The organism is Flavobacterium sp. (genome assembly GCF_044371705.1).
Taxonomy (GTDB): Bacteria; Bacteroidota; Bacteroidia; order Flavobacteriales; family Flavobacteriaceae; genus Flavobacterium.
Genome location: NZ_JBILTE010000017.1, coordinates 1 through 23,564, shown reverse-complemented (window position 1 = coordinate 23,564; position 23,564 = coordinate 1). Strand labels below are relative to the sequence as shown.

General features: G+C 35.9%; 19 protein-coding genes. 8 read left to right on the top strand and 11 right to left on the bottom strand.

Annotated features, from left to right (window positions below; all coding sequences use genetic code 11):
- Positions 1 to 369: 369 nt before the first annotated feature.
- The 8 genes from ACIQ2S_RS02475 to panC all read right to left on the bottom strand — a co-directional run bounded on the left by ACIQ2S_RS02475 (position 370) and on the right by panC (position 7,630).
- A complete protein-coding gene (locus tag ACIQ2S_RS02475; protein WP_396172517.1) occupies positions 370 to 534 on the bottom strand; it encodes a hypothetical protein in 165 nt (54 codons plus the stop codon).
- Positions 535 to 536: 2 nt separating this feature from the next.
- The gene (locus ACIQ2S_RS02470; protein ID WP_396172516.1) at positions 537 to 755 is read right to left on the bottom strand and encodes a hypothetical protein; all 219 of its coding nucleotides are present in this window, start codon (positions 753 to 755) and stop codon (positions 537 to 539) included.
- Positions 756 to 884: 129 nt separating this feature from the next.
- Positions 885 to 2,843: a transglycosylase domain-containing protein gene (locus ACIQ2S_RS02465; protein WP_396172515.1), complete on the bottom strand. Its 1,959-nt coding sequence runs from the start codon at positions 2,841 to 2,843 to the stop codon at positions 885 to 887.
- A 28-nt stretch (positions 2,844 to 2,871) separates the two neighbouring features.
- Positions 2,872 to 4,233: a DNA repair protein RadA gene (gene radA / locus ACIQ2S_RS02460; protein ID WP_396172514.1), complete on the bottom strand. Its 1,362-nt coding sequence runs from the start codon at positions 4,231 to 4,233 to the stop codon at positions 2,872 to 2,874.
- Between the two features lie 2 nt (positions 4,234 to 4,235).
- A complete protein-coding gene (locus ACIQ2S_RS02455) occupies positions 4,236 to 5,387 on the bottom strand; it encodes an alpha/beta hydrolase (protein WP_396172512.1) in 1,152 nt (383 codons plus the stop codon).
- A gap of 63 nt (positions 5,388 to 5,450) precedes the next feature.
- Positions 5,451 to 6,413, bottom strand: a complete 963-nt coding sequence (locus ACIQ2S_RS02450) for a lysylphosphatidylglycerol synthase transmembrane domain-containing protein (RefSeq protein WP_396172511.1) — start codon at positions 6,411 to 6,413, stop codon at positions 5,451 to 5,453.
- A gap of 4 nt (positions 6,414 to 6,417) precedes the next feature.
- Positions 6,418 to 6,768: an aspartate 1-decarboxylase gene (gene panD, locus ACIQ2S_RS02445; RefSeq protein ID WP_396172510.1), complete on the bottom strand. Its 351-nt coding sequence runs from the start codon at positions 6,766 to 6,768 to the stop codon at positions 6,418 to 6,420.
- Between the two features lie 13 nt (positions 6,769 to 6,781).
- Positions 6,782 to 7,630 (bottom strand): pantoate--beta-alanine ligase, encoded by an 849-nt coding sequence (panC, locus tag ACIQ2S_RS02440; RefSeq protein ID WP_396172508.1) that lies wholly within the window; start codon positions 7,628 to 7,630, stop codon positions 6,782 to 6,784.
- Between the two features lie 108 nt (positions 7,631 to 7,738).
- On the opposite strand from panC, the gene ACIQ2S_RS02435 reads away from it, so the two are divergent.
- The 8 genes from ACIQ2S_RS02435 (at position 7,739) to ACIQ2S_RS02400 (ending at position 20,858) form a co-directional block, all read left to right on the top strand.
- The gene (locus tag ACIQ2S_RS02435; RefSeq protein WP_396172507.1) at positions 7,739 to 8,545 is read left to right on the top strand and encodes a glycogen/starch synthase; all 807 of its coding nucleotides are present in this window, start codon (positions 7,739 to 7,741) and stop codon (positions 8,543 to 8,545) included.
- Between the two features lie 17 nt (positions 8,546 to 8,562).
- Entirely contained in the window at positions 8,563 to 10,194 is a 1,632-nt protein-coding gene (locus tag ACIQ2S_RS02430) for a DUF4270 domain-containing protein (RefSeq protein WP_396172506.1), read from the top strand.
- A gap of 11 nt (positions 10,195 to 10,205) precedes the next feature.
- Positions 10,206 to 12,056: a glutamine--fructose-6-phosphate transaminase (isomerizing) gene (glmS, locus tag ACIQ2S_RS02425; RefSeq protein WP_396172505.1), complete on the top strand. Its 1,851-nt coding sequence runs from the start codon at positions 10,206 to 10,208 to the stop codon at positions 12,054 to 12,056.
- Positions 12,057 to 12,355: 299 nt separating this feature from the next.
- On the top strand, positions 12,356 to 15,139 hold the full coding sequence (locus tag ACIQ2S_RS02420; RefSeq protein ID WP_396172504.1) for a TonB-dependent receptor domain-containing protein: 2,784 nt from the start codon (positions 12,356 to 12,358) through the stop codon (positions 15,137 to 15,139).
- A gap of 30 nt (positions 15,140 to 15,169) precedes the next feature.
- On the top strand, positions 15,170 to 16,723 hold the full coding sequence (locus ACIQ2S_RS02415; protein ID WP_396172503.1) for a G-D-S-L family lipolytic protein: 1,554 nt from the start codon (positions 15,170 to 15,172) through the stop codon (positions 16,721 to 16,723).
- Between the two features lie 227 nt (positions 16,724 to 16,950).
- Positions 16,951 to 18,462 carry a F0F1 ATP synthase subunit beta gene (gene atpD, locus ACIQ2S_RS02410; protein WP_396172502.1) on the top strand — a complete coding sequence of 504 codons (1,512 nt, stop codon included), beginning with the start codon at positions 16,951 to 16,953 and terminating at the stop codon, positions 18,460 to 18,462.
- An 86-nt stretch (positions 18,463 to 18,548) separates the two neighbouring features.
- The gene (locus ACIQ2S_RS02405) at positions 18,549 to 18,830 is read left to right on the top strand and encodes a F0F1 ATP synthase subunit epsilon (RefSeq protein WP_396172501.1); all 282 of its coding nucleotides are present in this window, start codon (positions 18,549 to 18,551) and stop codon (positions 18,828 to 18,830) included.
- A 213-nt stretch (positions 18,831 to 19,043) separates the two neighbouring features.
- Positions 19,044 to 20,858, top strand: a complete 1,815-nt coding sequence (locus tag ACIQ2S_RS02400) for a TonB-dependent receptor plug domain-containing protein (RefSeq protein ID WP_396172498.1) — start codon at positions 19,044 to 19,046, stop codon at positions 20,856 to 20,858.
- 50 nt (positions 20,859 to 20,908) lie between these two features.
- Here the strand turns inward: ACIQ2S_RS02400 and ACIQ2S_RS02395 are convergent, their stop codons facing one another.
- From ACIQ2S_RS02395 to ribF, 3 genes are all read right to left on the bottom strand, one after another.
- A complete protein-coding gene (locus tag ACIQ2S_RS02395; protein WP_396172497.1) occupies positions 20,909 to 21,403 on the bottom strand; it encodes a regulatory protein RecX in 495 nt (164 codons plus the stop codon).
- Positions 21,404 to 22,735: an HTTM domain-containing protein gene (locus tag ACIQ2S_RS02390; protein ID WP_396172496.1), complete on the bottom strand. Its 1,332-nt coding sequence runs from the start codon at positions 22,733 to 22,735 to the stop codon at positions 21,404 to 21,406.
- A partial coding sequence (ribF, locus tag ACIQ2S_RS02385) for a riboflavin biosynthesis protein RibF (protein WP_396172494.1) occupies positions 22,732 to 23,564 on the bottom strand: 833 nt, incomplete at its 5' end. The genes ACIQ2S_RS02390 and ribF, both read right to left, overlap by 4 nt.

The following is a 23,564-nucleotide window of genomic DNA, read 5'->3' as shown; positions in this document are numbered from 1 at the left end:
AACAGAGTTTATTTTGTTCATCGAAGGATTCCGGATGAAGAAAAAGTACCCATAACAAAAATTTTAACTGAAAAGATATTGCTTTTAATGGATTAAGTACTTGTAATCAAAATGAGAGGCAAAGTTTGTTATGTACCTAATCCAAGACATCTATTTCAATCGAATCCACCGCCGTTGAATCCTATGCAATTTTTAAACGTAAATTTAAGGGGCTAGTAAAGAATATATAACTAAGGATTTTTTATATAATGCGAGTCAGGGTTCAAATAAGTGGATAGAACCGCATAAATATGAACAACTTTTTCTTGCTCTCGCACTTGAAAATGAATCATGTATTTGAACGTTTTCAGAGGCAAACAATGGACGTTATTATACCGAATTTGAAATAACGGGTTTTTCTGCAAATAGATTAATGTTTTCTTGTATTCCTTTAGGAATTTTTTGCCTGACCCTCCTCTTTTTGTTTAAATACTCTTTGGCTTCCTTTAAATCGTCTTTAACTCGCGGGTCGGCAACAATCGTGTAATGTTCCATTCCTACGAATCTAAATCGTCAATCATATCAAAAGCATCAACAGGCATTTGATTTTCATTTATCCGTTTTATAACTAGGTCTTGTTGCCATTGAGGTATCTGTTGATTCTCTTGAGAATGCTTAAAAGCTAAAAAATCAATGTATTTTTCTACTTCCTCAACTAAGGCGTCAGGTAAGTTTTTTAATTTATTGTTAACGTGTTTTAAGGCGGCTGTTGTCATAGTTCCTGAATAAATAAAACGAAATCAAATTTACATTTTTATTTTTAAAGTATTTGTTAATTTTGAATTTTGAGTATTCATCACTCGCATGAGTAGATATTGATAATCTGCTGATAGTATCGCAAAGACCTAATCCAACACATCGATTTCAATCGAATCCACCGCCGTTGAATCCTGTTCAATTTTTAAACGCAAATAGGAGCGAGAGCTTCCTTTGATTTGCACCGGGATGGCTGCGGTAATACTGTCTTGGGCTTCAATTAAACCGCGGTTCAACATAATGTTTTTATACATTTTTTGTTTGCTAACGGCGTAGGGTCTTTGATTGCCTTGGTCGTCAAACAACCACATGAATTTTTTGGGACTCGGTACAATGGAGGCCAAAAACAACGATTCATTCAAGGTTAAATCCATTGGTTTTTTCTCAAAATAAAACTGAGCCGACTCGCCAATTCCGTAGACATTCGGACCCCATTCAATCACGTTGAAATAGACTTCTAACATTCTGGATTTGGAAACCAATCGGTTGTTTTCCAGTAAATAGACTAACAGGATTTCTTCCAACTTTCGGGAAAGGGTTTTTTCGCGTGTCAGAAATACGTTTTTCACCAATTGCATGCTAATTGTACTGGCACCGCGAGAAAACTTTTTGGTTTTGATATTCTTCGCAATGGATTGTTTAAAAGCTTCGGTACTAAATCCGGCGTGATTGTAAAATTGTGGGTCTTCAAAGGTCAAAATTGCTTTTTGTAAAAACGGAGAAATCTCTGTTAACGGAGTAAAATACGGGTTTCCTGCTCCAACCAAAACCGACCGTTGTTTGCGACCGTTTTCAATAGCGTTGTAAACAAATTCGCCATTTAATTTAGATAAATCAGCTTCGCCGTATTTCAGAATTTTGAATTGGTCTTTGGTGATTTTACTTTCAAATACCAACGCATCCGGATTGTTTTTATTGAATTCAAAGTCCAATTGATAATCAAAAGAACCTTGAGCTTGCATGCCTTCAAAATTAGAAAACAACCCTTTGGGCAATGAGTTGATAAAATCTTGAGCTTTCATTTTCGGGATGCCTACTTTCAAGGTGTAAACCGTGTCTTTTTCGGTACTGTATTTGGCAAACGGATGCACGGTTATTTGGTTCAATTTGGCAATTGAGGTACTGTCCACTGCTAAAAAATCACTGCCTATTACCAAGCGGTAATCGAATTCCGCTTTTTCAATCACTACATCTTTTGAGGCAATTCTTCGGTGGTTTACAGTTAAATCATCAATCGCAGCCATTCCATCAATGTGTAGTTCGCCACTTTCCATTTCTAAATTATCAAGTGTGATATGGATATCTGAAAAAGTGGTAATCATACCGATTCGCTCATCGATATACGGCAAACGTATGTTGGTTGCATCTGCAGATGATAATTTTAAATCGGCTATTTTTTTTCGAGGATTCGCCATTCCGCTGACTTTCCAATTCTGACTGAATGTTTGAGTGGTGACATTGATTGCGGTTTGCAATTGGTGGTCATCCAAAGTCAATGTGTTCAAATGCAGATTTACCTTCCTTCCCATGTCATCCACTTTCAAGGATAAATTGGAAAGATTCATTTCGGCTGGAACCAGATTGAATACTTTGGTCAGCAAACGATTCGCAGTTTCTGCATAATCTCTTTTGCCGGTTGTTTTCACTTCTTTTGGATTTCTTTTAAGGAACGCATCGAAGTTTCGACCTTTCTTATTTTTAACCAATTGAATGTAGCCGTCAGTCATTTCTAAATTGTTCAATTGAATGTCGCCGGTTAATAGTTGAAAAAAACTATAATTGGTTTTTATTTTTTTAACCGACAAAAGCGTGTCGGCGTTTTTGGGAAGTAACAAAATATCTTCCAATACAACTCCCGTGATTCCTTCAAAAGATGCTTTTTTAACGGAGAACTGACATTGGTATTCGGTAGCTAATTTGGTTTGAATTTTTGCAATGGCTTTTTGCAATAGACTATTACGGAAAACGAAAAGCAATCCAACAGCCAACACCAGAACCACGAGTGCAATTTTTAAAGCTAAAACTATTTTTTGTTTGGTGGTTCTCATTGGATGATGCATAAAAGTAACTGACTTTCTATCCGAATAATTGCTCAACAACATCCTCAATTTTTGCCACTAATTTAATGTCGATTAGTGTATTCTTTAAAGATATCTTATTGTATTTGGAAACAAAAATGGTAGAAAACCCCAATTTTTCAGCTTCTAAAATTCGTTGTTCTACGCGATTAATAGGGCGAATTTCACCAGCCAAACCTACTTCACCGGCAAAACAAAAGTTTTTACCTACCGGAATATCCTCATTAGAGGATAAAATGGCGGCGACTACTGCTAAATCTATCGCAGGATCATCTACCGAAATTCCTCCCGTAACGTTTAAAAACACATCTTTTGCACCCAAACGGAATCCGGCTCTTTTTTCTAAAACAGCCAAAATCATGTTTAACCGTTTAGCATTGTAACCGGTAGTGCTTCGTTGTGGTGTTCCATAAACAGCAGTACTTACCAACGCTTGGATTTCAATCATCAACGGACGCATGCCTTCTAGTGTAGAAGCAATGGCTGTTCCCGAAAGTTCTTCTTCTTTGTGGGAAATTAATATTTCGGAAGGATTGGCCACTTCGCGTAAACCGGAACCTTGCATTTCATAAATGCCAATTTCTGCTGTCGAACCAAAGCGATTTTTTAAGGAACGCAAAATTCGATACACATGATTGCGGTCACCTTCAAATTGCAAAACCGTATCCACCATGTGTTCCAAAATCTTTGGACCTGCGATGGTTCCGTCTTTGGTAATGTGTCCGATGAGTAAAACGGGAACATTGGTTTCTTTGGCAAATTTGATAAGTTCGGCAGTACATTCCCTAATTTGCGAAATACTTCCCGCCGTTGAATCAATGTAATCGGTATGCAAAGTTTGAATGGAATCAATAATCACAATCTCGGGCTCAATTTCCTGAATTTGCTTGAAGATGTTTTGCGTTTTGGTTTCGGTTAGAATGAAACAATTGTCGCCGTTGGGCGTGATTCGTTCGGCACGCATTTTTATTTGCTTCTGACTTTCTTCGCCCGAAACATACAATGTTTTATAGGGTAATTTTAAAGAAATCTGAAGCAATAAAGTACTTTTCCCGATGCCGGGTTCTCCACCCAAAAGCGTTAAAGAACCGGGGACTAATCCGCCGCCTAACACTCTATTTAATTCGCCATCGGTTGTGTCTAAACGAATTTCCTGACTGGAATCAATATCTTTGATTAGTAAAGGTTTCGGAGCCTTTTTAGTTTCTGATGAATTAGGTTTCCAACTTGTTTTTTCTTCTTTTTGAATCACTTCTTCCACAATGGTATTCCATTGCTGACAGGCGTGGCATTGTCCCTGCCACTTGGAATATTGTGTGCCACAGTTTTGACAAAAAAAAGAAGTTTTAACTTTTGACATAATTATTCAGCGGGCATCGATTTCATTTGCTCGGCTTTCTCGTACATTGAATCTTTGTTTAAATCGCCAATGGGTTCTTTTTGCATGGCACTTAAATAGTTCTTTTTTGCTTTTTCATACAATCCTTTTTTCTCATACATTAATGCCATGTAGTAATCATGCAACATTGATTTTGGGTATTGTTTTTCGGCTACAATCGACAGTTCGTCTAATGCATTGTAATCTTTTTTACTAATAACGGCGGATTCAATTGCTTTAAAGTCACTTAGTCGCATAGGCATTTTTATATTTAATGTTTTTTCTATGGTTTCGTATTTATCGATGAGGTATTGTACCTGGCCGCTTTCCATAGTGAGTAGTTTTTCTTGGTATTCTAAACTGCTGATAGGCTGGTACACTGCAAAAATTTGATACAATGCACTAGGTACACCTTGTAAAACTAGCGAATAATGTGTAGCTCCTTTGAAGTCATCAAATTTGTAATTAAACAAAGGATTTTCTACAGGAACTAGTCCTTCATTTAATTTTTTAATTTTAGTTTGCAATTTTTTGATGTCGCCATCTGCCGTTGCAAGGTAAAAAAAGATTGGTTTATTAATTTGGTTCATTGCCAGCGGCAAAAGGTTTTCCATTTCGGTTGGTAAGTCTGGACTTAACGATATATATGCATCAAATACAGGGTCATCTTTATACAAGTATAAATTTGAGAACCCGGCAGTTGTGTCATGTCCTGCTATTATTTTGAAAGGAGCAATACGATAGCTTTTTTCAATATATGGCATTAATTCAATGGCAAGAAATTCGAAGAAATTTTTGCCTTTATCAATGGGTAAACCTAATTTTTCATCCCATTGACAATCTTCATAACGTTCGTCATTTTTATTTTGTGTCACGGCAACAATTATTACTTCGGGCAAATCGTCCCAATAATTGCCGTATGTTAAAGTGCCTTGAAATGTGCTGTACAAATAATCTCCGTCTAAAAGTACCAAGAGTGGATATTTTCGCTTGGTTTCTTTTTCATACGATTTTGGCAAGCTTACGGTAATTTCACGTTCTTCTCCCAATTTTTTCGAATCAAATAATTCTACTGTTTTTTGAGAGAAAACATCTAGAGTAATTAAACTTATCAGAATAAAAATAAAATTTTTCATACTTGCTGTTTTTTAAATGTAACGATTCTACGATTAGGGGAAATCCGTCAGCAAGATAGTAATTTATTTGTTTTTGTTGAGAAGAGGTAAGAATAAAAACGATAATGTGCCCAAAATCACAATCATCAGTGTTTGCGATGTCCACACAATCCAACCAAAGGCATTTCCGGCTGTTTCCGGTATGTTGTAGAATAAGAGAATATTGGCAATTAAAAATGGATACGCACCAAAACCGCTATTGGTTAAAGTGATGGCTAGTCCACCCACAACAAATGCGATAATTACTGCGTTAAAACTCAGATTAGAAGTTTCGGGCAAAGCAAATATGGTTACATAAAACATGACTAAATAGGAGCCCCAAATAATGAGTGTATGGGCAAGGAAGGCCCATTTTTTATCCATTTTAGTAATGCTCCAAAATCCTTCTAACAATCCGGCAATTTTGTGTTTGATTGCAACTATTTTTTGATTTTTTGAATACTTGAAAATGAGAACAAAAGCTAGTAGTCCGATCAATCCAATAATCCCCAGAAATAGTAATTGTTTGGGAGAAATTTTATCCAAGACGAATGATTCAAAAATTTCATATTGCAGAAAAAATGCAGTTGCAATAAATGAAAGTAGAATAAACATATCTACAATTCGTTCGGCAATGATGGTTCCAAAACCTTTGTCAAAGGGTATTTCTTCGTATTTTTTTACAACTAACGCACGGCTAATTTCGCCTGATCGAGGGATAGTCATGTTCATAAAATAGCCTACACAAACCGCCATAAAAGTATTCAGTAGTTTTGGTTGATAACCCAGCGGTTCCAAAGTAAACGACCAACGGTAGGCTCTTGATAATAAAGCTACAAATCCGAAAAGAAGTGAGAGTAAAATATATTTGTACTCTGCATTTTTAAATTGGAATTTGATTTCTACTAATTGTTGCGGTGTAAATTTATTGTAGGTGTAAATAATTAAAAAAACTCCCAAGGCTATTGGGAGTAGTATGGATAACCATTTGCTGATTTGCTTTTTCAAAAGATTAGGTCAATGAATTGTCTTTTTCATTTGGGAAAACCAAGGATGGCTTGAATGATTTTGCCTCTTCAATGTCCATAATTCCATAAGATATAATGATGATAATATCACCTTTTTGGACTTTTCTTGCGGCAGGGCCATTGAGTGTTATTTCACCACTGTTTCTGTTTCCTTTGATAACATATGTCTCCAAACGTTCGCCATTGTTAATATTAACAATAGAAACTTTTTCTCCTTCAACAAGATTGGATGCTTCCATCAAAGCTTCGTCAATGGTAATACTTCCAATATAGTTTAAATCTGCTCCAGTAACCGTCACGCGGTGAATCTTGGATTTTACAACTTGAATTTGCATGGTGCAAAGGTAATTAATTTAATGAAATCGTATCTATCAATCGAATGTTGTTGACAAAAACCGCTATAAATGCTCTGTATTTTTTGCTTTTTGATTTGCGAATACAAGTAATTAGCGTGTTTTCATCGGCAATTTCAAAATATTCTAATGTGAAATTAGTGTTGTTTTGAAATTCTTTTTGAACCCATTCGGTAACCTCTTTAGCACTTTTTGTGCCAAATTTTTCTTTTGCGGTTTGCAATGTTTTAAATATGAGAGAAGCTTCTTGACGTTCTTGAGCGGTAAGTCTCTCATTTCTGGAACTCATGGCAAGTCCGTTTTCTTCCCGATGAATAGGACAACCAACTATATTTACGGGGATGTGGTGTTTTTCTACTAATTTCCGGACAATTTGCAATTGCTGAAAATCTTTTTCGCCAAAATAAGCATTGGATGGCTGAATAATTTCAAAAAGGCGTTTGACAACTGTTCCGACACCGTCAAAATGTCCGGGTCTGAATTTGCCTTCCATTTGGAATTCTAAACCATCAAAAGAATACGATTCAGAATAGGTACTTCCTTCATAAATATCCTCAACTGAAGGAGCGTAGACAATTACATTTGGACTCACTTTTTTTATGTTTTCAACGTCTTTTTCAAGTGTTCGTGGATATTTTTTCAAATCATCCGGATTATTGAATTGTGTTGGATTTACAAAAATGCTCACCACAGTAACTGTATTATTATTTATAGAAGTAGCTATTAAAAACAAGTGACCTTCATGAAGTGCACCCATGGTAGGCACAAATCCAATGGATTTTTTTGATGCAATGAACGGTTTAAGATAGCTGACTAATGCTGCCTTTTTATTGAAAATGAGCATGAATAATAAATTAAAATAGGTTGCAAACTTACTATTTTAGTCCATAACTCCATAAAATTTTGTAATTTTGCGTGTTTTTAAATGTAACTAATAAAGTTCAAAACTATTATGGAGGATAAGAGGATATTGTATGTATCATCTGAAGTGGTGCCCTATTTGGCAGAAAATGAAGTTTCGACTATGTCGTATGATGTGCCAAAAATGATCAATGATCAAGGTGGGCAAATTCGTATTTTTATGCCCCGATTTGGAAATATTAACGAGCGTAGGCATCAATTGCATGAAGTTATACGTTTATCAGGCATGAATTTAGTGGTGAATGATTTAGACATGCCTTTAATTATTAAAGTGGCATCTATTCCAAAGGAACGCATTCAGGTTTATTTTATTGATAACGACGAATATTTTAAACGAAAAGCTACTTTTTCTGATGAAGACGGTGTCTTGTTTCCCGACAACGATGAGCGAGCTATTTTCTTTGCCAAAGGAGTGGTAGAAACCGTCAAGAAATTAAATTGGGTTCCGGATATTATACATGTGCACGGTTGGATGGCTTCTTTATTGCCTGTTTATATGAAGCATTATTATAAAAATGAGGCTTTATTTATGGATACTAAAATTGTTACTTCTGTTTACGGACAATCTTTTGATGGAGCTTTGGATCTAGAGATGATTAATAAAGTTCTGTTTGACGGAGTCCCGCAAGATGCAGTTTCAGACCTGAAACTTCCCAATTATGAAAACCTTATTCAGGTGGCTGTTCAACATTCTGATGCCCTTATAATTGCTTCGCCCAATGTGTCGCCAAGTTTAACAAAATATATAGAATCTTCACAAAAACCTTTTTTACCTTTCACACCGAAAGATAGTTTTGCAGAGGCATATACTAACTTCTACAAAAACGTAGTTTTATAATTTATTTACCTGTACCAATGTTTAGAAAAAGTTTCATTAAAAAATTTATTTTAGGTTTTGTTGCCCTTGTGTTTGTTTCTTGCGACAAGGATTTTAATACTATTGACGCAAATATTATTGGGGAAAACAATTACAACCTTAAATCTTTCAGATCAAAAAATGTTATAGCTTACAATCAGGGTTTGGGGGTGATGCAGTCAAACAATCTTCCCGTGAATCCTTTAGGGGTTTATCAAGATCCTAATTTTCATACCACAACAGCTCATTTTGTAACACAGTTGCAATTAAGTAGTGCCAATTTAAACCCAACCTTCGGGGCTAGTTTAAAAGTGGAAAAGGTAGAATTAGTAGTTCCTTATTTTTTTGATCCACGTAAAAAAGTCACTGCATCAGATGGTACTTCTACTTATGTATTAGAATCAATTTATGGAACACCAGAATCAAAAATGAAGTTAAGTGTCTTTGAAAACGGTTACTTTTTAAGAGATACAAATCCCGCTAGTGGATTTACAGAAGGACAAACTTTTTTTGCAGATCAACGGCCTGATTTTGATTTGAATAGATATGGAACGGATGCTGATGGCAATTCAGTTTTGTTTGGCAGTCGGTTGAATGATTCTACTGCGGTCAATCAAAATGATGCGTTCTTTTTTGATAAATCTGAAATAAAAGAAATTACTGTAGATGATGATGGTGATACTACGACAACCTATTTACCACCGGCCTTGAAACTGAATTTAAATAAAGAGTATTTTGAGAATAAAATTGTTAGTGATGTTGGAAAAGCAAATATGGTAAACAACAACGTTTTTAAAAACTATTTCAGAGGTTTATATTTTAAAATTGAAAAAATTCCGGGAGAGAATGGTGCTTTAGCTTTGATGGATTTTACAAAAGGAAAAGTCACAATCACTTATACCGAAGATGGAGTTGTGAGCGGCGAAACAACTCGGATTGAAAAAACAATAGAGTTGAACATGAGCGGTAATACCGTAAGTCTGCAAGATATTTCAAATGTAAATATGGAATATTCAGATGCTTTGAGCAATGTAAATGCGGCAACCGGTGACGAAAAGTTATATCTGAAAGGAGGTTTAGGCTCCATGACTGTGATTGATCTTTTTGGAAATAGCGGTCAACTAGATTCGCTACGGACTTTGAATTGGCGAATTAATGAAGCAAGTTTAACTTTTTACATAGATAGAGATGAATTAGGTCTTACTGTAGTTGAACCTAATCGAGTTTATTTGTATGATTTGAATAATAACAGGCCTCTACTTGATTATTTTACAGATGTTACTACAAATACTACGGCCCCAAAAAATGGCAAGTTTGTTCATGATGGAATCATTCAAAAGTTACCAACAGACGAAAGTAACCGAGGAGATAGATATAGAATCAGAATAACCAACCATGTTGCAAATTTGATTCGAAATGATTCTACCAACGTTCGCTTGGGATTAGTAGTTACGGAAGATTATCGTATAGTTTCCAACATGGATCGAAAAAACCCTGGCTCTAGCACCATAAAAAAGGCACCAATGGCGTCTGTTATGAATCCTTTAGGTACTATTTTGCACGGTACGGCTCCCGCGGTTCCAGCTGACAAACGAATCAAGTTTGAAATTTTTTACACTGAAATTAATTAATAGTATTTGATATGTGTGGAATTGTAGGATACATAGGTCATCGCGATGCATACTCAGTTGTTATCAAAGGATTAAAACGATTGGAATATCGTGGTTATGACAGTGCGGGAATTATGCTTCACGATGGAACTTCTCTCAGAGTAACCAAAACTAAAGGAAAAGTTGCCGACTTAGAAGAAAAAGCAATCAAGGAAGATAACATTCATGGCACCATTGGAATGGGTCATACCCGATGGGCTACTCATGGTGTTCCAAACGATATAAACTCGCATCCCCATGTCTCTAATTCCGGCAAATTAGTGATTATTCATAATGGTATCATAGAAAATTATGAGCCTTTAAAAAAGGAGTTAATTAAAAGAGGCTATTCCTTTCAATCGGATACGGACACGGAGGTGTTGGTTAATTTGATTGAAGAAGTTCAGAAAAAAGAAAAGATAAAACTTGGAAAAGCGGTTCAAATTGCATTGACGCAAGTTGTTGGAGCCTATGCCATTGCGGTTTTTGATATTGACAAACCGGATGAAATTGTTGTAGCACGGTTAGGAAGTCCGCTTGCTATTGGTATCGGACTTGATGAATTTTTTATTGCTTCAGATGCGTCACCTTTTATTGAATATACTGCCAACGCCATTTATTTAGAAGATGAAGAAATGGCTATTATTCGTTTGCATCGACCGGTAAAAGTTCGTAAAATTAAAGATGATACTTTAGTTGATCCTTATATTCAAGAGCTAAAAATGAATTTGGAGCAAATTGAAAAAGGAGGCTATAAACATTTTATGCTCAAAGAAATTTATGAGCAACCGAATGTAATTAAGGACACGTATCGCGGAAGATTATCATCCAATACCGGTATCATTAAAATGGCAGGGATTGAGGATAATTTGGAAAAATTTTTACAAGCAGAGCGAATTTTAATCGTTGCTTGTGGAACTTCATGGCATGCAGGTCTGGTAGCAGAATACGTGATTGAAGAATTTACGAGAATTCCTGTAGAAGTTGAATATGCTTCCGAGTTTCGTTACCGCAATCCAATCATCAATAAAAAGGATGTGGTTATTGCTATTTCTCAGTCCGGTGAAACGGCAGATACATTAGCTGCAATTAAATTGGCTAAAGAAAACGGAGCATTTGTTTTTGGTGTTTGTAATGTGGTTGGGTCTTCGATTTCCCGGGAGACGCATGCCGGAGCATACACCCATGCGGGTCCTGAAATTGGGGTAGCATCTACCAAAGCATTTACCACTCAAATTACAGTATTGACATTAATAGCCTTACGCTTGGCGAAAGCAAAAGGAACTTTGTCAAAATCAGATTTCTTTCGATATTTAAATGAATTGGAATTAATTCCTGAGAAAGTGCAGGAAACACTTCAATTAACCAATGACGTTACGTTGGAAATTGCTAAGATTTATAAAGACACCACCAATTGTTTATATTTAGGCAGAGGCTATAATTTTCCCGTAGCTTTGGAAGGAGCCTTAAAACTTAAAGAGATTTCCTATATACACGCCGAAGGTTACCCTGCCGCAGAAATGAAGCACGGACCCATTGCACTCATTGACGAGCAAATGCCGGTTATTGTGATTGCACCCAAATTAGGTCATTACGACAAAGTGGTTAGTAATATTCAAGAGATTAAATCCAGAAGTGGGAAAATCATATCTATAGTTACTAAAGGGGATACACAAGTTAGAGAATTGTCGGATCACGTGATAGAAATTCCGGAAACTTCGGATGCATTATCGCCCTTATTAACAACCATACCCTTGCAATTATTATCGTATCATATTGCAGTTTTGAGAGGTTGTAATGTAGATCAACCCCGAAATTTGGCGAAATCGGTTACCGTAGAATAGTCAAAAACTTATTTTTATGTTAAAAGCGAGAAAATTTTCTTGCTTTTTTTTTGCGAAAACGATTTCGTTTTTTTTAAAATATTTTGAAGAAAATGTATTGAAATTCTAAAAAATACTATGAACGCATAGTATTTATCTTTTTTTTCATAAAAAATTAAAAATAATGCAAAAGATTGCTATTGCGAAAATCACATAAAAACAACGAAAAAATTATGTTATGTAATTAAAAACAAACATATATTTAAATATTTAGAAATAATTTGTAATTTGCCTCCCTAAACTAACAAATCTCAAACCTTATGAAATTGTATTTATTTGTACTGTCATTGTTTTTTTGCAGCATCACTTTTGCTCAAAGTTCAATTTCGGGAACTGTTGTTGATGCAGCCAATCAACCCATTCCTGGAGCCAGCATTAAAATTGTTGGTGAAGCCATTGGTACCGTTACCGATTTTGACGGTAAATTCACATTAGCTACACAAAAAAATCCACCGTATACTATTGAAGTATCAAGTATAGGATTTAGTACTCAAAAAGTTGAAATTAAAAGCAACAAGCAAGTAGTTAATGCAAAATTAACAGAAGAAGAAACCAAATTAAATGAGATTGTAGTTTCAGCATCTCGAACACCGGAGCGTATTCTTGAATCGCCGGTTACTATTGAGCGAATGGGAATGGCAGACGTGAAAAACACTACGGCGGTTTCGTTCTATGAGGGATTAGAAAATTTAAAAGAAGTACAAGTGAACACAAGTAGCTTGTCATTTAAATCGGTTAATACCCGAGGTTTTGCTACGATTGCAAATACTCGTTTCATGCAATTGGTTGATGGTATGGATAATTCGTCACCTGCATTAAACTTCGTTTTAGGAAATCTTATTGGACTAAACGATTTAGACGTTCAAAGTGTAGAGTTATTACCAGGAGCATCCTCTGCGTTGTACGGTGCCAATGCATTTAATGGTATTCTTTTTATGAATAGTAAAAATCCATTTGATTACCAAGGTATTAGTACTTATGTTAAAGGAGGAGTTACCAGTCAAGAAATTGGGGGAACAAATAATTACTTGGATGTTGGTTTTCGTGCCGCACATAAATTTTCGGATGTTTTTGCAGCCAAGTGGAATATTAACTTTTTGGATGCCACTGAATGGATTGCAGGTGATACTAGAAGTGTTACTTCTGGCGGTAATACAAGAATTAATCCCAACTATGATGGTTTAAATGTTTATGGGGATGAGGTAACTACTTTTATTCCAAACGTTGGACAAGTGAGTCGTACGGGTTATTTGGAACAAAATATGAATGACAATACGATTGAAAGTGTAAAGTCTGATATATCACTACATTTTAAACCATGGAAAAATGATTTAGAATTTGTGGCTCAGTACAAAGTTGGTTTAGGGAACACCATTTATCAAGGAGCTAACAGATATCGTTTAGAAAACTTCTTGATGCAACAAGTTAGATTGGAAGTTAGAAACCGCAACTTTTTTGTGAGAGCCTATGTAACTACAGAAGACGCCGGAGATTCCTATGACATGCGTTTTGCAGCTTGGAACGTAAACCGTGCAGCCAAATCTGATCAAGGTTGGTTTACCGACTATGCTACTGCCTTTTTACAATCACAAATTTTTCTTGGATTTAATGCCGATCAAGCAGCAGCTGCCGCCAGAAATTTTGCAACGAATAATACGCCAATTACTGGTTTAAACTTAGTTCCAAACGGACAAGCACAATTTCAACCGGGAACACCACAGTTTGCACAAGCTCTTGAAACCGTTGCCTCAAATCCTGATTTAACTCAGGGGGCAAAGTTCATTGATAATTCAAGAATTTATCATAGTGATGCAAATTATAACTTCAAAGAGGTAATCAAATTTGCAGAATTTCAAGTTGGAGGATCCTATAGAGTCTATGAATTAAATTCACAAGGAACCATTTTTACAGATTTTGACGGTCCTATCGATTACTCTGAATACGGTGTTTATGTTCAAGGACAGAAAAAATTAATGGACGATCGTCTGAAATTAACCGCTTCTGTTCGTTACGATAAGTCTGAATTATTTGATGGTCAATATTCACCTAGAGTATCATTTGTGTACTCTGCCGGAGATAAAAAAAATCATAATTTCAGAGCTTCCTACCAAACAGGATTTAGAAACCCAACCACTCAAGATTTATATATTGGTTTAAATCTAGGACCATTCGCATTGATAGGTTCAGCTGCTGATAACTTAGACAGATACCAAGAAACATTACCTGTTAGTCTTCAAGGTCAAACATTGCCTGGAGTGGGATCTACAGTGACCTTAAGTGGACAAAACGCCTATAATAATGCGTATACAATTCCTTCAGTTCAGGCATTCGCAGCATCTGGTAACCCAGATGATTTGGAAGTTGCCAATATAGGTTTGGTTAAACCGGAGCAAGTTCAAGCTTTTGAAGTAGGTTATAAGTCAATAGTAGAAGGCTTATCGGTTGATTTAAATGCATATTATAATATTTATAATGATTTCATGAGTACTTCACGTGTCATTACCCCTTATTATGGGACTGTTGGTAATGACCCATCAAATCCATCAAATTTATTGTCATATGCTGCTTTAGCAAACGGCGACAGACGTGTGTTTCAAGTGTATTCTAACTCTACCTCAGAAATCACTTCCTTAGGTTTTGGTGTTGGTTTAAATAAAAAAGTATACCAAAATTATGAATTAGGAGTTAATTATAATTATGCTGAATTTGATTTTGATCAATCAAAAGACCCAACGTTTATTGCAGGGTTTAACACACCCAAACACAGAGTTAAAGGTTCTTTTGGAAGCCCTTCTATCTTTAAAAACTTTGGGGCTTTTGTAAACGTTCGTTGGAGCGATACTTACTTATGGCAATCCTCTTTTGCAGATGGAACGATTCCTGCTGTTACAGTTTTTGATGCTCAAGCAAGTTATGCTATTCCAAGTTTGAAATCGGTTATTAAACTTAGTGCTTCTAATTTATTTGGAGATGACTACTTACAAGTAATTGGTGCCGGATTAATCGGTCAAACATACTTGCTTTCTTTGACTATTAATCCTTAATCTATTCATTCTTTTTAATTATATAAAATCATGATAAAAAATTTCAAATGGCTGTTTTTAGTTGCACTAACTATTGCAGCATGTTCAGACGATGATTCTTCATCAGAACCGGCCGATTTAATTATTACCCCAGGAAGTGCGGATTTCTCAAAGTATGTGGCATTAGGAAATTCTCTTACTGCCGGCTTCAGTGATGGAGCATTATTCGTGGCTTCACAGCAAAACGCCTATCCTAAGTTAATGGCGGAGCAATTTGCACTGCCAAACGGCGGCGGCGGAGCCTTCACAGTTCCGTATATGAATGATAACGTTGGTGGTTTGCTTTTAGGAGGAACCCCAATCCAAGGACCCCGTTTAATTTTTAATGGTGTGGCACCTGTTCCACTACCTGGTGGAGTACCAACGACAGAGGTCACAAGTATTTTAGCCGGGCCATTTAATAATTTGGGTATTCCCGGGGCAAAAAGTTTTCACCTTGTGGCACCTGGATATGGCAATGTAGCGGGAGTGCCTACGGGACAAGCAAATCCTTACTTTGCTCGATTTGCCTCTTCACCTTCAACTAGTGTCATTCAAGATGCTGTGGCTCAAAACCCAACCTTTTTCTCTCTTTGGATAGGAAACAATGATGTTTTGAGTTATGCAACTTCAGGAGGAACAGGCGTAAACCAAGCAGGAAATTTAAATCCGGCAACCTATGGAGGGAACGACATAACAGATCCAAATGTGTTTGCTAATGTGTATCAAGGATTAATCAACGCATTAACTGCAAATGGTGCTAAGGGAGTTGTGGCTAATTTACCGTATGTAACTTCTATACCTTATTTCACAACGGTGCCAACCAATCCGATTCCGGGTTTACCACCTGCAAATGCAACGCAACTTAATCAATTATTTGGAGGTATTAATGCCGCTTTAGCAGCCAATGGTTTACCCGCAAGATTTAGCACGCTTGTTGCTGATGATGGTAATCCATCTACCAGAGAAGCAAATCCGTTATTAATTGTTGATGATAGTTTAGTAAATATATCTGCTCAGATTACTGCTGCACTTTCACCATTATTGGGTGTGCCAACAGCTACTTTTTTAGGAGGTTTGTATGGTCAAGCCAGACATGCAAGTAACGCACCTGCTACAAGAGATTTTATTGTGCTTCCAGCAAGAGGCGTAATAGCTACTACTCAACCTGGAGTTCCTCCACCATTCAATACCGTTGGTGTTTCTTTTCCAATGCAAGACAATACTACGCTTACAGCTTTTGAAGCAAATCAGGTGATTGTAGCTACTGATGCTTTTAATGTGTCAATAAAAGCTATTGCGGATGCTAAAGGGTTGGCTTTTGTTGATGCAAATGCATTAATGAGACAATTGTCAAGCGGCGGTATTCGTTTTGAAAATTTCACGATGACTGCCACTTATGTATCAGGCGGAGCTTTTTCATTAGACGGAGTTCATATCACAGCCAGAGGAAATGCATATATAGCCAATAAATTTTTAGAAGCTATAAATGCTACCTATGGTTCCAATTTCCCCGCAAGACGAATGGCTGAATTTCCAATTTCTTATCCGGCTATCTTAAATTAAATACAAAATCTAATTTTTATTACACAAAAACCACGTCAACCAACGTGGTTTTTTCATTTTGGTGCAGGATTCTTATTGACAATAAGGCTTCCATTAAAATACTTCAAAAAATACATAAAAAAATAGTCAAACGCTATTGATTTTATATTTATAAAAATTATCTTTGCACTCTGAAAAATAAAATGTTTTTCAGAAACCTAAATAGCTATTTAATAAATACATAAGCAATGTCAAAAGTAATAGGAAAAGTTTCCCAAATCATCGGACCGGTTGTTGACGTAGTGTTTGATTCAAAAGATGCCGATTTGCCAAAAATTTATGATTCGTTAGAAATCAACAGAAAAGATGGTTCTATCTTAGTATTAGAAGTACAATCTCACATTGGTGAGGATACCGTGCGAACTATTTCGATGGATTCAACAGACGGTTTGAGTAGAGGCACTGCAGTAGAGGCTACCGGGGCTCCAATTCAAATGCCTATTGGTGCAGATATTTACGGACGCCTTTTTAACGTAATCGGAGATGCCATTGATGGTTTAGGAGATTTACCAAAAGCAGGTGCAGACGGAATTTCGATTCACAGACCTGCTCCAAAATTTGATCAATTATCAACTTCTACCGAAGTTTTATTCACAGGGATTAAAGTAATCGACCTTATCGAGCCTTACGCAAAAGGTGGTAAAATTGGATTATTTGGTGGTGCCGGTGTTGGTAAAACTGTTTTGATTCAAGAGTTGATTAACAATATCGCTAAAGGTCACGGTGGACTTTCAGTATTCGCAGGAGTAGGTGAACGAACACGTGAAGGGAACGACTTGCTTCGTGAGATGTTAGAGTCGGGTATTATAAAATATGGAGAAGATTTCATGCACTCAATGGAAAATGGGGGATGGGATTTATCTAAAGTTGATAAACCGGGCATGAGAGAGTCTAAAGCTACTTTCGTATTCGGACAGATGAACGAACCACCAGGAGCTCGTGCTCGTGTAGCTTTATCCGGACTTTCTATTGCAGAATATTTCCGTGATGGTGCAGGTACAGATCAAGGGAAAGATGTACTTTTCTTCGTTGACAACATTTTCCGTTTTACCCAAGCAGGTTCTGAGGTATCGGCTCTTTTAGGTCGTATGCCTTCTGCGGTAGGTTACCAACCAACATTAGCAACTGAAATGGGTGCGATGCAAGAGCGTATTACTTCAACAAACAAAGGTTCTATTACATCTGTACAAGCGGTTTACGTTCCTGCAGATGACTTAACAGATCCGGCTCCAGCAACAACTTTTGCTCACTTAGATGCTACAACCGTATTGTCTCGTAAAATTGCTGAGTTGGGTATTTATCCTGCAGTAGATCCATTGGATTCTACTTCAAGAATTTTGACTGCTCAAATTTTAGGTGACGAACATTATGATTGTGCACAAAGAGTAAAAGAGATTTTACAGAAATACAAACAATTACAAGATATCATCGCGATTTTAGGTATGGAAGAGTTATCTGAAGAAGATAAATTATCAGTATCTCGTGCTCGTCGTGTACAACGTTTCTTATCACAACCTTTCCACGTAGCGGAGCAGTTTACAGGTATTCCAGGTGTTTTGGTTGATATTAAGGATACCATCAAAGGCTTCAACATGATTATTGACGGAGAATTGGATCACCTTCCCGAAGCTGCTTTCAACTTGAAAGGAACTATCGAAGATGCAATTGAAGCCGGACAAAAAATGTTGGCAGAAGCTTAATTAAGCTGGAAGCTGGAAGTTGGAAGCGATAAGTAAAACTTTTCATCTTCCATCTTCCATCTTCCATCTTCTAACTCCTAAAAAATATGATTTTAGAAATAGTATCACCGGAAGCCACTTTATTCAAGGGCGAAATTACCTCCATTACCTTACCGGGTGTTGACGGATCATTTCAAATTTTGAATAATCACGCACCTATCGTTTCTATTTTAAAACAAGGAACAGTGAAAATTGCCGCTCCAAGTTTTAAAATCAGTAAGGATGTAGCAAGTAAATTTACCAAAGTAAACGACCAAAACTATACACTTGAAATTGCTTCAGGAACACTGGAAATGAAAGACAATAAAGTAATTGTATTGGCTGATTAATACAAACAATAAAGAATTTTTCAAATAAGTTTAGAAAGCCCAACATTATTTGTTGGGTTTTTTTATGCCTTTATTTGGCTTTGGCGGCAATACACTTATAAGATTTATCAACAAATTTGGTGTTAAGAAAAAGCTGCAGTAGGAGGGAATATTTATTTATAGGATTCTTTGTCATTCTATATAAAACGGTATTTTTGCCGAAAATTAAGTACAATGAAGTTAAATAAATTTATATACCTATTTCTATTTTCTACTTTTTCAATTTGGGCACAAGAAACGATAAAAAGTGATACTCTTAGTGAAGTCATCGTTTCGTCCACTCGAATTGACCTTCCATTTTCAAAAAATTCAAGAACTATTCAATTAATTACGTCGGAGCAAATCAAGCAAAGTGGCGTAACCAATGTAGCCGATTTATTATTGCTTGTTTCAGGGGTCGACGTTCGAAGAAGAGGCACTAGCGGTATGCAAGCCGATTTATATATTCGTGGCGGAAGTTTTGATCAAACGCTTTTATTGATTGATGGAATTAAAGTGGAAGACGCACAAACAGGCCACCATACCATGAATTTAGCATTGCCTATTGAAGTAATCGAACGAATAGAAATTATTAAAGGACCTGCAGCTCGAATATTTGGGCAAAATGCGTTTACAGGAGCTATCAATATTGTCACAAAAAAAGTCATCGCAGATAAATTTACGTTGCAAGGTCAGGCAGGATCCTATGAACAACTAAATTTATCGGCAACCCTCACACAAGATTATGAAAAAACGGCACACATCGTACAGTTTTCAAGAAACATCTCCGAAGGTTATCGCTTTAATACCGACTATGACAATCAAAACTATTTTATCAAAAGCACCATCAAATCAAGTGAGATGCCTATTGATATTTTAGCCACTTTTTCTGAAAGAAAATTTGGTGCCAACGGATTTTACGCAACACCTGCTGCTATTAATCAATATGAAGAAACACAGGGGAGTTTGATAGGAGTACAAACTGCATTTACTAAAAAAACTATAACATATAAGCCCAGAGTTTATTGGCGTAGAAACCAAGACGAATATGTTTTTGTTCGCAACAATCCTGAAATTTATCGAAATTTACATATTACTAATAAAGTAGGAGCAGAGTTGAATATGGCCATAAAATCTACTTTAGGAACTACCGGTTTAGGGGTTGATGTAGCTAAAGTTTATTTGTCTAGTAATAATTTGGGTGATAGGGACCGATTGATGACAACCTTTTTCTTTGAACACCGATTTTTATTATTTGATTCTAAATTCGATATCACTCCCGGTTTAGCGGCTAATTATTACAGCGATTTTGATGGAAATATTTTCCCGGGAATTGATGTGGGTTACCAAGTTTCCAAACAATTCAGAACTTATGCCAATGTTGGAAAGACCTATAGAATACCAACGTATACCGATTTGTATTACAGCGACCCAACCACTTTAGGAAATGAAAATTTAAAGCAAGAAGAAGCTCTTTCGGAGGAAATCGGAATAGTATTTACTAAAAATAAATTTGATTTTACCGCCGCTTTTTTCAATAGAGATGCCGAAAATCTGATTGATTATACAAAAGAACAGGAAACAGATAAATTCCAAGCCAATAATATTAGAGAATTAAATACCAAAGGATTTGAACTGTCTTCCAACTATAAATATACTTGGTTTTCATTCGCACAAAGAATCAACGTAGGCTATACATTTATTGAAGACGACATCGAAGAAATTGAAGCAGCATTTTCACGCTATTCTATTAATTCTGCCAAACACCAATTTACAGGGCAATGGAACAGTCAGTTTTTTAAAAATATCTCGCAAACCATTTCCTATCGATACGTCGAGCGAACTTCCGGCGAGAGTTATGGTATTGTTGATGCCAATATTATAATTAAATTCAAAGCGATGGAGTTTTCAGTAATGGCAAATAATATTTTTAATGTAGAATATACCGAAACAAATTTGGTTCCAATGCCCAAAGGGAACTTACTTTTTGGAGTAAAGTATGATTTTTGAGTAGCGTTTTTTTGAAATAAAGAAAGGAGCATTGTAAAATTGCTCCTTTTTTATTTTTTATTTTCTAGTTCTTTTATTTTTTCGTACACCCAATCACTTTCAAAACCTCTTCTCAGGAGAAAGTCGCAACATTTTTTTCTTTTTTTAAGAAAGTTTTTTTCAATGGTAGTTTCCCAGATTTTTTCAGCTACGTAATTAAACGTGTCCAAGTATTTGTCATCATCCAATTCTTTTAAAGCAATTTGAATTAAAGTGGGAGTAATTTTTCGACTCTTAAGTTCATTAGCCAATCGCACTTTGCCCCATTTTTTATATTCGTGTTTGCCTCGAACAAAACTTTTAGCAAAACGTTCCTCGTTTAAAAAATTATGGTCAATTAAATAAACCATTAGTTCGTCACGTTCTTGATGAGTTAACGAAAAAGCTTTTGATTTTTCATAAATTTCATAATGGCATCGCTCCTGATAGGCACAGTAGTATTCCATTTTTTTTAAGACTTCCGGATAGGAGAATTTTGAGTCCATCGATTGAAGTAAAATTAGCAATTAGTCCTTTTTTTCAATCAAATTTCCTTTTTCATCATACAATAAAATCCAATCGTTGTGCCAAAAATAATCCCATTTGGCTTCAGCAAAATCTACTTTTGGGTCTAATAATTGTCTTTGGGGGCCGTTGTTAACGGAAACATATGCATCGATGTATATGCTTACATCTTTACCTTTTTGTGCGTATTCCTTCTTCAAACGTTGGGCATATTGCCACATGGCATCGGGTTTGGAAGTTAAAAGTCCGCGTTGCTTATAAGTGACTTCATCGTCAAATAAATGACTCCATTGTTCTTTGGTTTTACGGTCAATAATGTTGAAAGTTACGTAACCGGAACGTTGTCTGAGCATCATTCGCCAGCTAAGGCGGTGTCCTTCTTCGGTCCATAACACATCACCCTTGATTAACCAATGTCTAAGTGGCATCAGTAGTTGAAAAGTGAAAAAAAGTATAAAAAATACCGTAATTTTTTTGTTGATTTGGAAAGGATCGGCAGGTTCTTCTACAACAGGTTTGCTTTTAAAAAAAAGTCTGCGAATGGTTTCAGGAGCATAAAAGAAAACTGCAAAACTCAAGGCAAAATAAGGAAAAATGCCAATTTTTAAAGTTGCTGAATTGAATAAATGAAACAGTAAGGAAGCAATTAAAGCAATGGTTCGAGTTTTTCGCCAGAGCAAAGCGGGAATAATCAACCCGTCAAATAAAATACCGGAATAGGTAATGAATAAATGAAACCAATGTTCTTTAAAAACCGGACCGATAATCGGAAATCCGGTCATTGGCGTAAACAGATTTTTAGCAAATGTTCCTTCTAACCAACCGGGATAGAACTTAGCAACTGTTGCATAAAAATAGACAATAATCATTTGAAAGATCATAATCCACGAACACCATTGCGGCATGGTTAGGCTTTTGATAGCGGGATTGTTTTTTGCGTCAATCGAAGCGTATTTGTTTGCAGGTTGCAATAACATAATGATACAAACAAGAACTAAAAGATAATAATGATTATTGTAGGCTTCTTTTTGCATGAGGTAAATGCCCGTCCAAAGAATAGTAAAAATTCCTAAAGTCCAGCGGTATTTGTAACCTAACATAACACTAATTCCCATGATGCCCATGAGTACATAATAGGCATACATACCGTAACCCGGAAGTGGTTGCAACCATTCAAAACCAATGTGTGAAAAAGTGAATGTTGGTTCTACTAAAATTTTTCTTAACCAACCGGTTAATATGGCACCAAAAGATTCCGCAGCTAATAGAAAACCAAAAAAGATTCGGAATATGATTAAAGGTGCATTATCGATAGGTTGCCACAATTTTCTCATAATTTCATAGTATTAATTACGTATTGGGAGGTAATTTTATCTTCTTCTAATTGTACCTTGAGTTCATCAATAGAATTAAATTTTTGTTCATCACGGATTCGCTCATGAATATTTACCTGAATTTCTTGATTGTATAAATCGGTTATCCAATTAAAAAAATGAATTTCTATGGATTTTTTTTCACCGTTTACTGTTGGATTAAAGCCAATATTCATCATTCCAAAAACTGTTTCATAGTTTAACAAAGCTGAAACAACATAAACGCCATTTTTGGGGATTAGTTTGTAAGGTTCTTTGATTTCTAAGTTAGCTGTTGGAAAATCGATTGTTCGACCAATACTTTTTCCTTTCTCAACAATACCTGACAATTGATAAGGATAACCTAAGTACTCATTCGCTAATTGACAATTACCTTCATTAAGTGCATTTCTTATTTTCGTAGAACTTACAGAAACTTGATCAATTTCTTGAGCTGAAATTTGTTCTACATTAAAGGAGAACTGTTTTCCAAATTCAATTAAGTCATCAATATTAGCAGTTCTATTTCTTCCAAAACGATGGTCATGCCCAATGATAATTGTTTTTAAATGGAATTGATTCACCAGAATTTCTTCTACAAATTCTGCAGCTGTTAATCTGGAAAACTCTTGGTCGAACGGGTGAATAATTAAATGGTCAATTCCGCATTTTTCTAAAAGATATGATTTTTCGTCAATAGTGTTCAATAATTTAATATCGGAACCGTCTTGTAAAATCATTCTTGGATGAGGGAAAAAAGTAAGAATCGCTGTTTCTCCTCCATTTACAGCCGCATTTGAAATCAATCGAT

Excerpts from the sequence above, each read along its gene's own strand:
- ACIQ2S_RS02475 (WP_396172517.1), bottom strand. The coding sequence starts at position 534 with ATGGAACATTACACGATTGTTGCCGACCCGCGAGTTAAAGACGATTTA.
- ACIQ2S_RS02470 (WP_396172516.1), bottom strand. The coding sequence starts at position 755 with ATGACAACAGCCGCCTTAAAACACGTTAACAATAAATTAAAAAACTTA.
- ACIQ2S_RS02465 (WP_396172515.1), bottom strand. The coding sequence starts at position 2,843 with ATGAGAACCACCAAACAAAAAATAGTTTTAGCTTTAAAAATTGCACTC.
- radA (WP_396172514.1), bottom strand. The coding sequence starts at position 4,233 with ATGTCAAAAGTTAAAACTTCTTTTTTTTGTCAAAACTGTGGCACACAA.
- ACIQ2S_RS02455 (WP_396172512.1), bottom strand. The coding sequence starts at position 5,387 with ATGAAAAATTTTATTTTTATTCTGATAAGTTTAATTACTCTAGATGTT.
- panD (WP_396172510.1), bottom strand. The coding sequence starts at position 6,768 with ATGCAAATTCAAGTTGTAAAATCCAAGATTCACCGCGTGACGGTTACT.
- panC (WP_396172508.1), bottom strand. The coding sequence starts at position 7,630 with ATGCTCATTTTCAATAAAAAGGCAGCATTAGTCAGCTATCTTAAACCG.
- ACIQ2S_RS02435 (WP_396172507.1), top strand. The coding sequence starts at position 7,739 with ATGGAGGATAAGAGGATATTGTATGTATCATCTGAAGTGGTGCCCTAT.
- ACIQ2S_RS02430 (WP_396172506.1), top strand. The coding sequence starts at position 8,563 with ATGTTTAGAAAAAGTTTCATTAAAAAATTTATTTTAGGTTTTGTTGCC.
- glmS (WP_396172505.1), top strand. The coding sequence starts at position 10,206 with ATGTGTGGAATTGTAGGATACATAGGTCATCGCGATGCATACTCAGTT.
- ACIQ2S_RS02420 (WP_396172504.1), top strand. The coding sequence starts at position 12,356 with ATGAAATTGTATTTATTTGTACTGTCATTGTTTTTTTGCAGCATCACT.
- ACIQ2S_RS02415 (WP_396172503.1), top strand. The coding sequence starts at position 15,170 with ATGATAAAAAATTTCAAATGGCTGTTTTTAGTTGCACTAACTATTGCA.
- atpD (WP_396172502.1), top strand. The coding sequence starts at position 16,951 with ATGTCAAAAGTAATAGGAAAAGTTTCCCAAATCATCGGACCGGTTGTT.
- ACIQ2S_RS02405 (WP_396172501.1), top strand. The coding sequence starts at position 18,549 with ATGATTTTAGAAATAGTATCACCGGAAGCCACTTTATTCAAGGGCGAA.
- ACIQ2S_RS02400 (WP_396172498.1), top strand. The coding sequence starts at position 19,044 with ATGAAGTTAAATAAATTTATATACCTATTTCTATTTTCTACTTTTTCA.
- ACIQ2S_RS02390 (WP_396172496.1), bottom strand. The coding sequence starts at position 22,735 with ATGAGAAAATTGTGGCAACCTATCGATAATGCACCTTTAATCATATTC.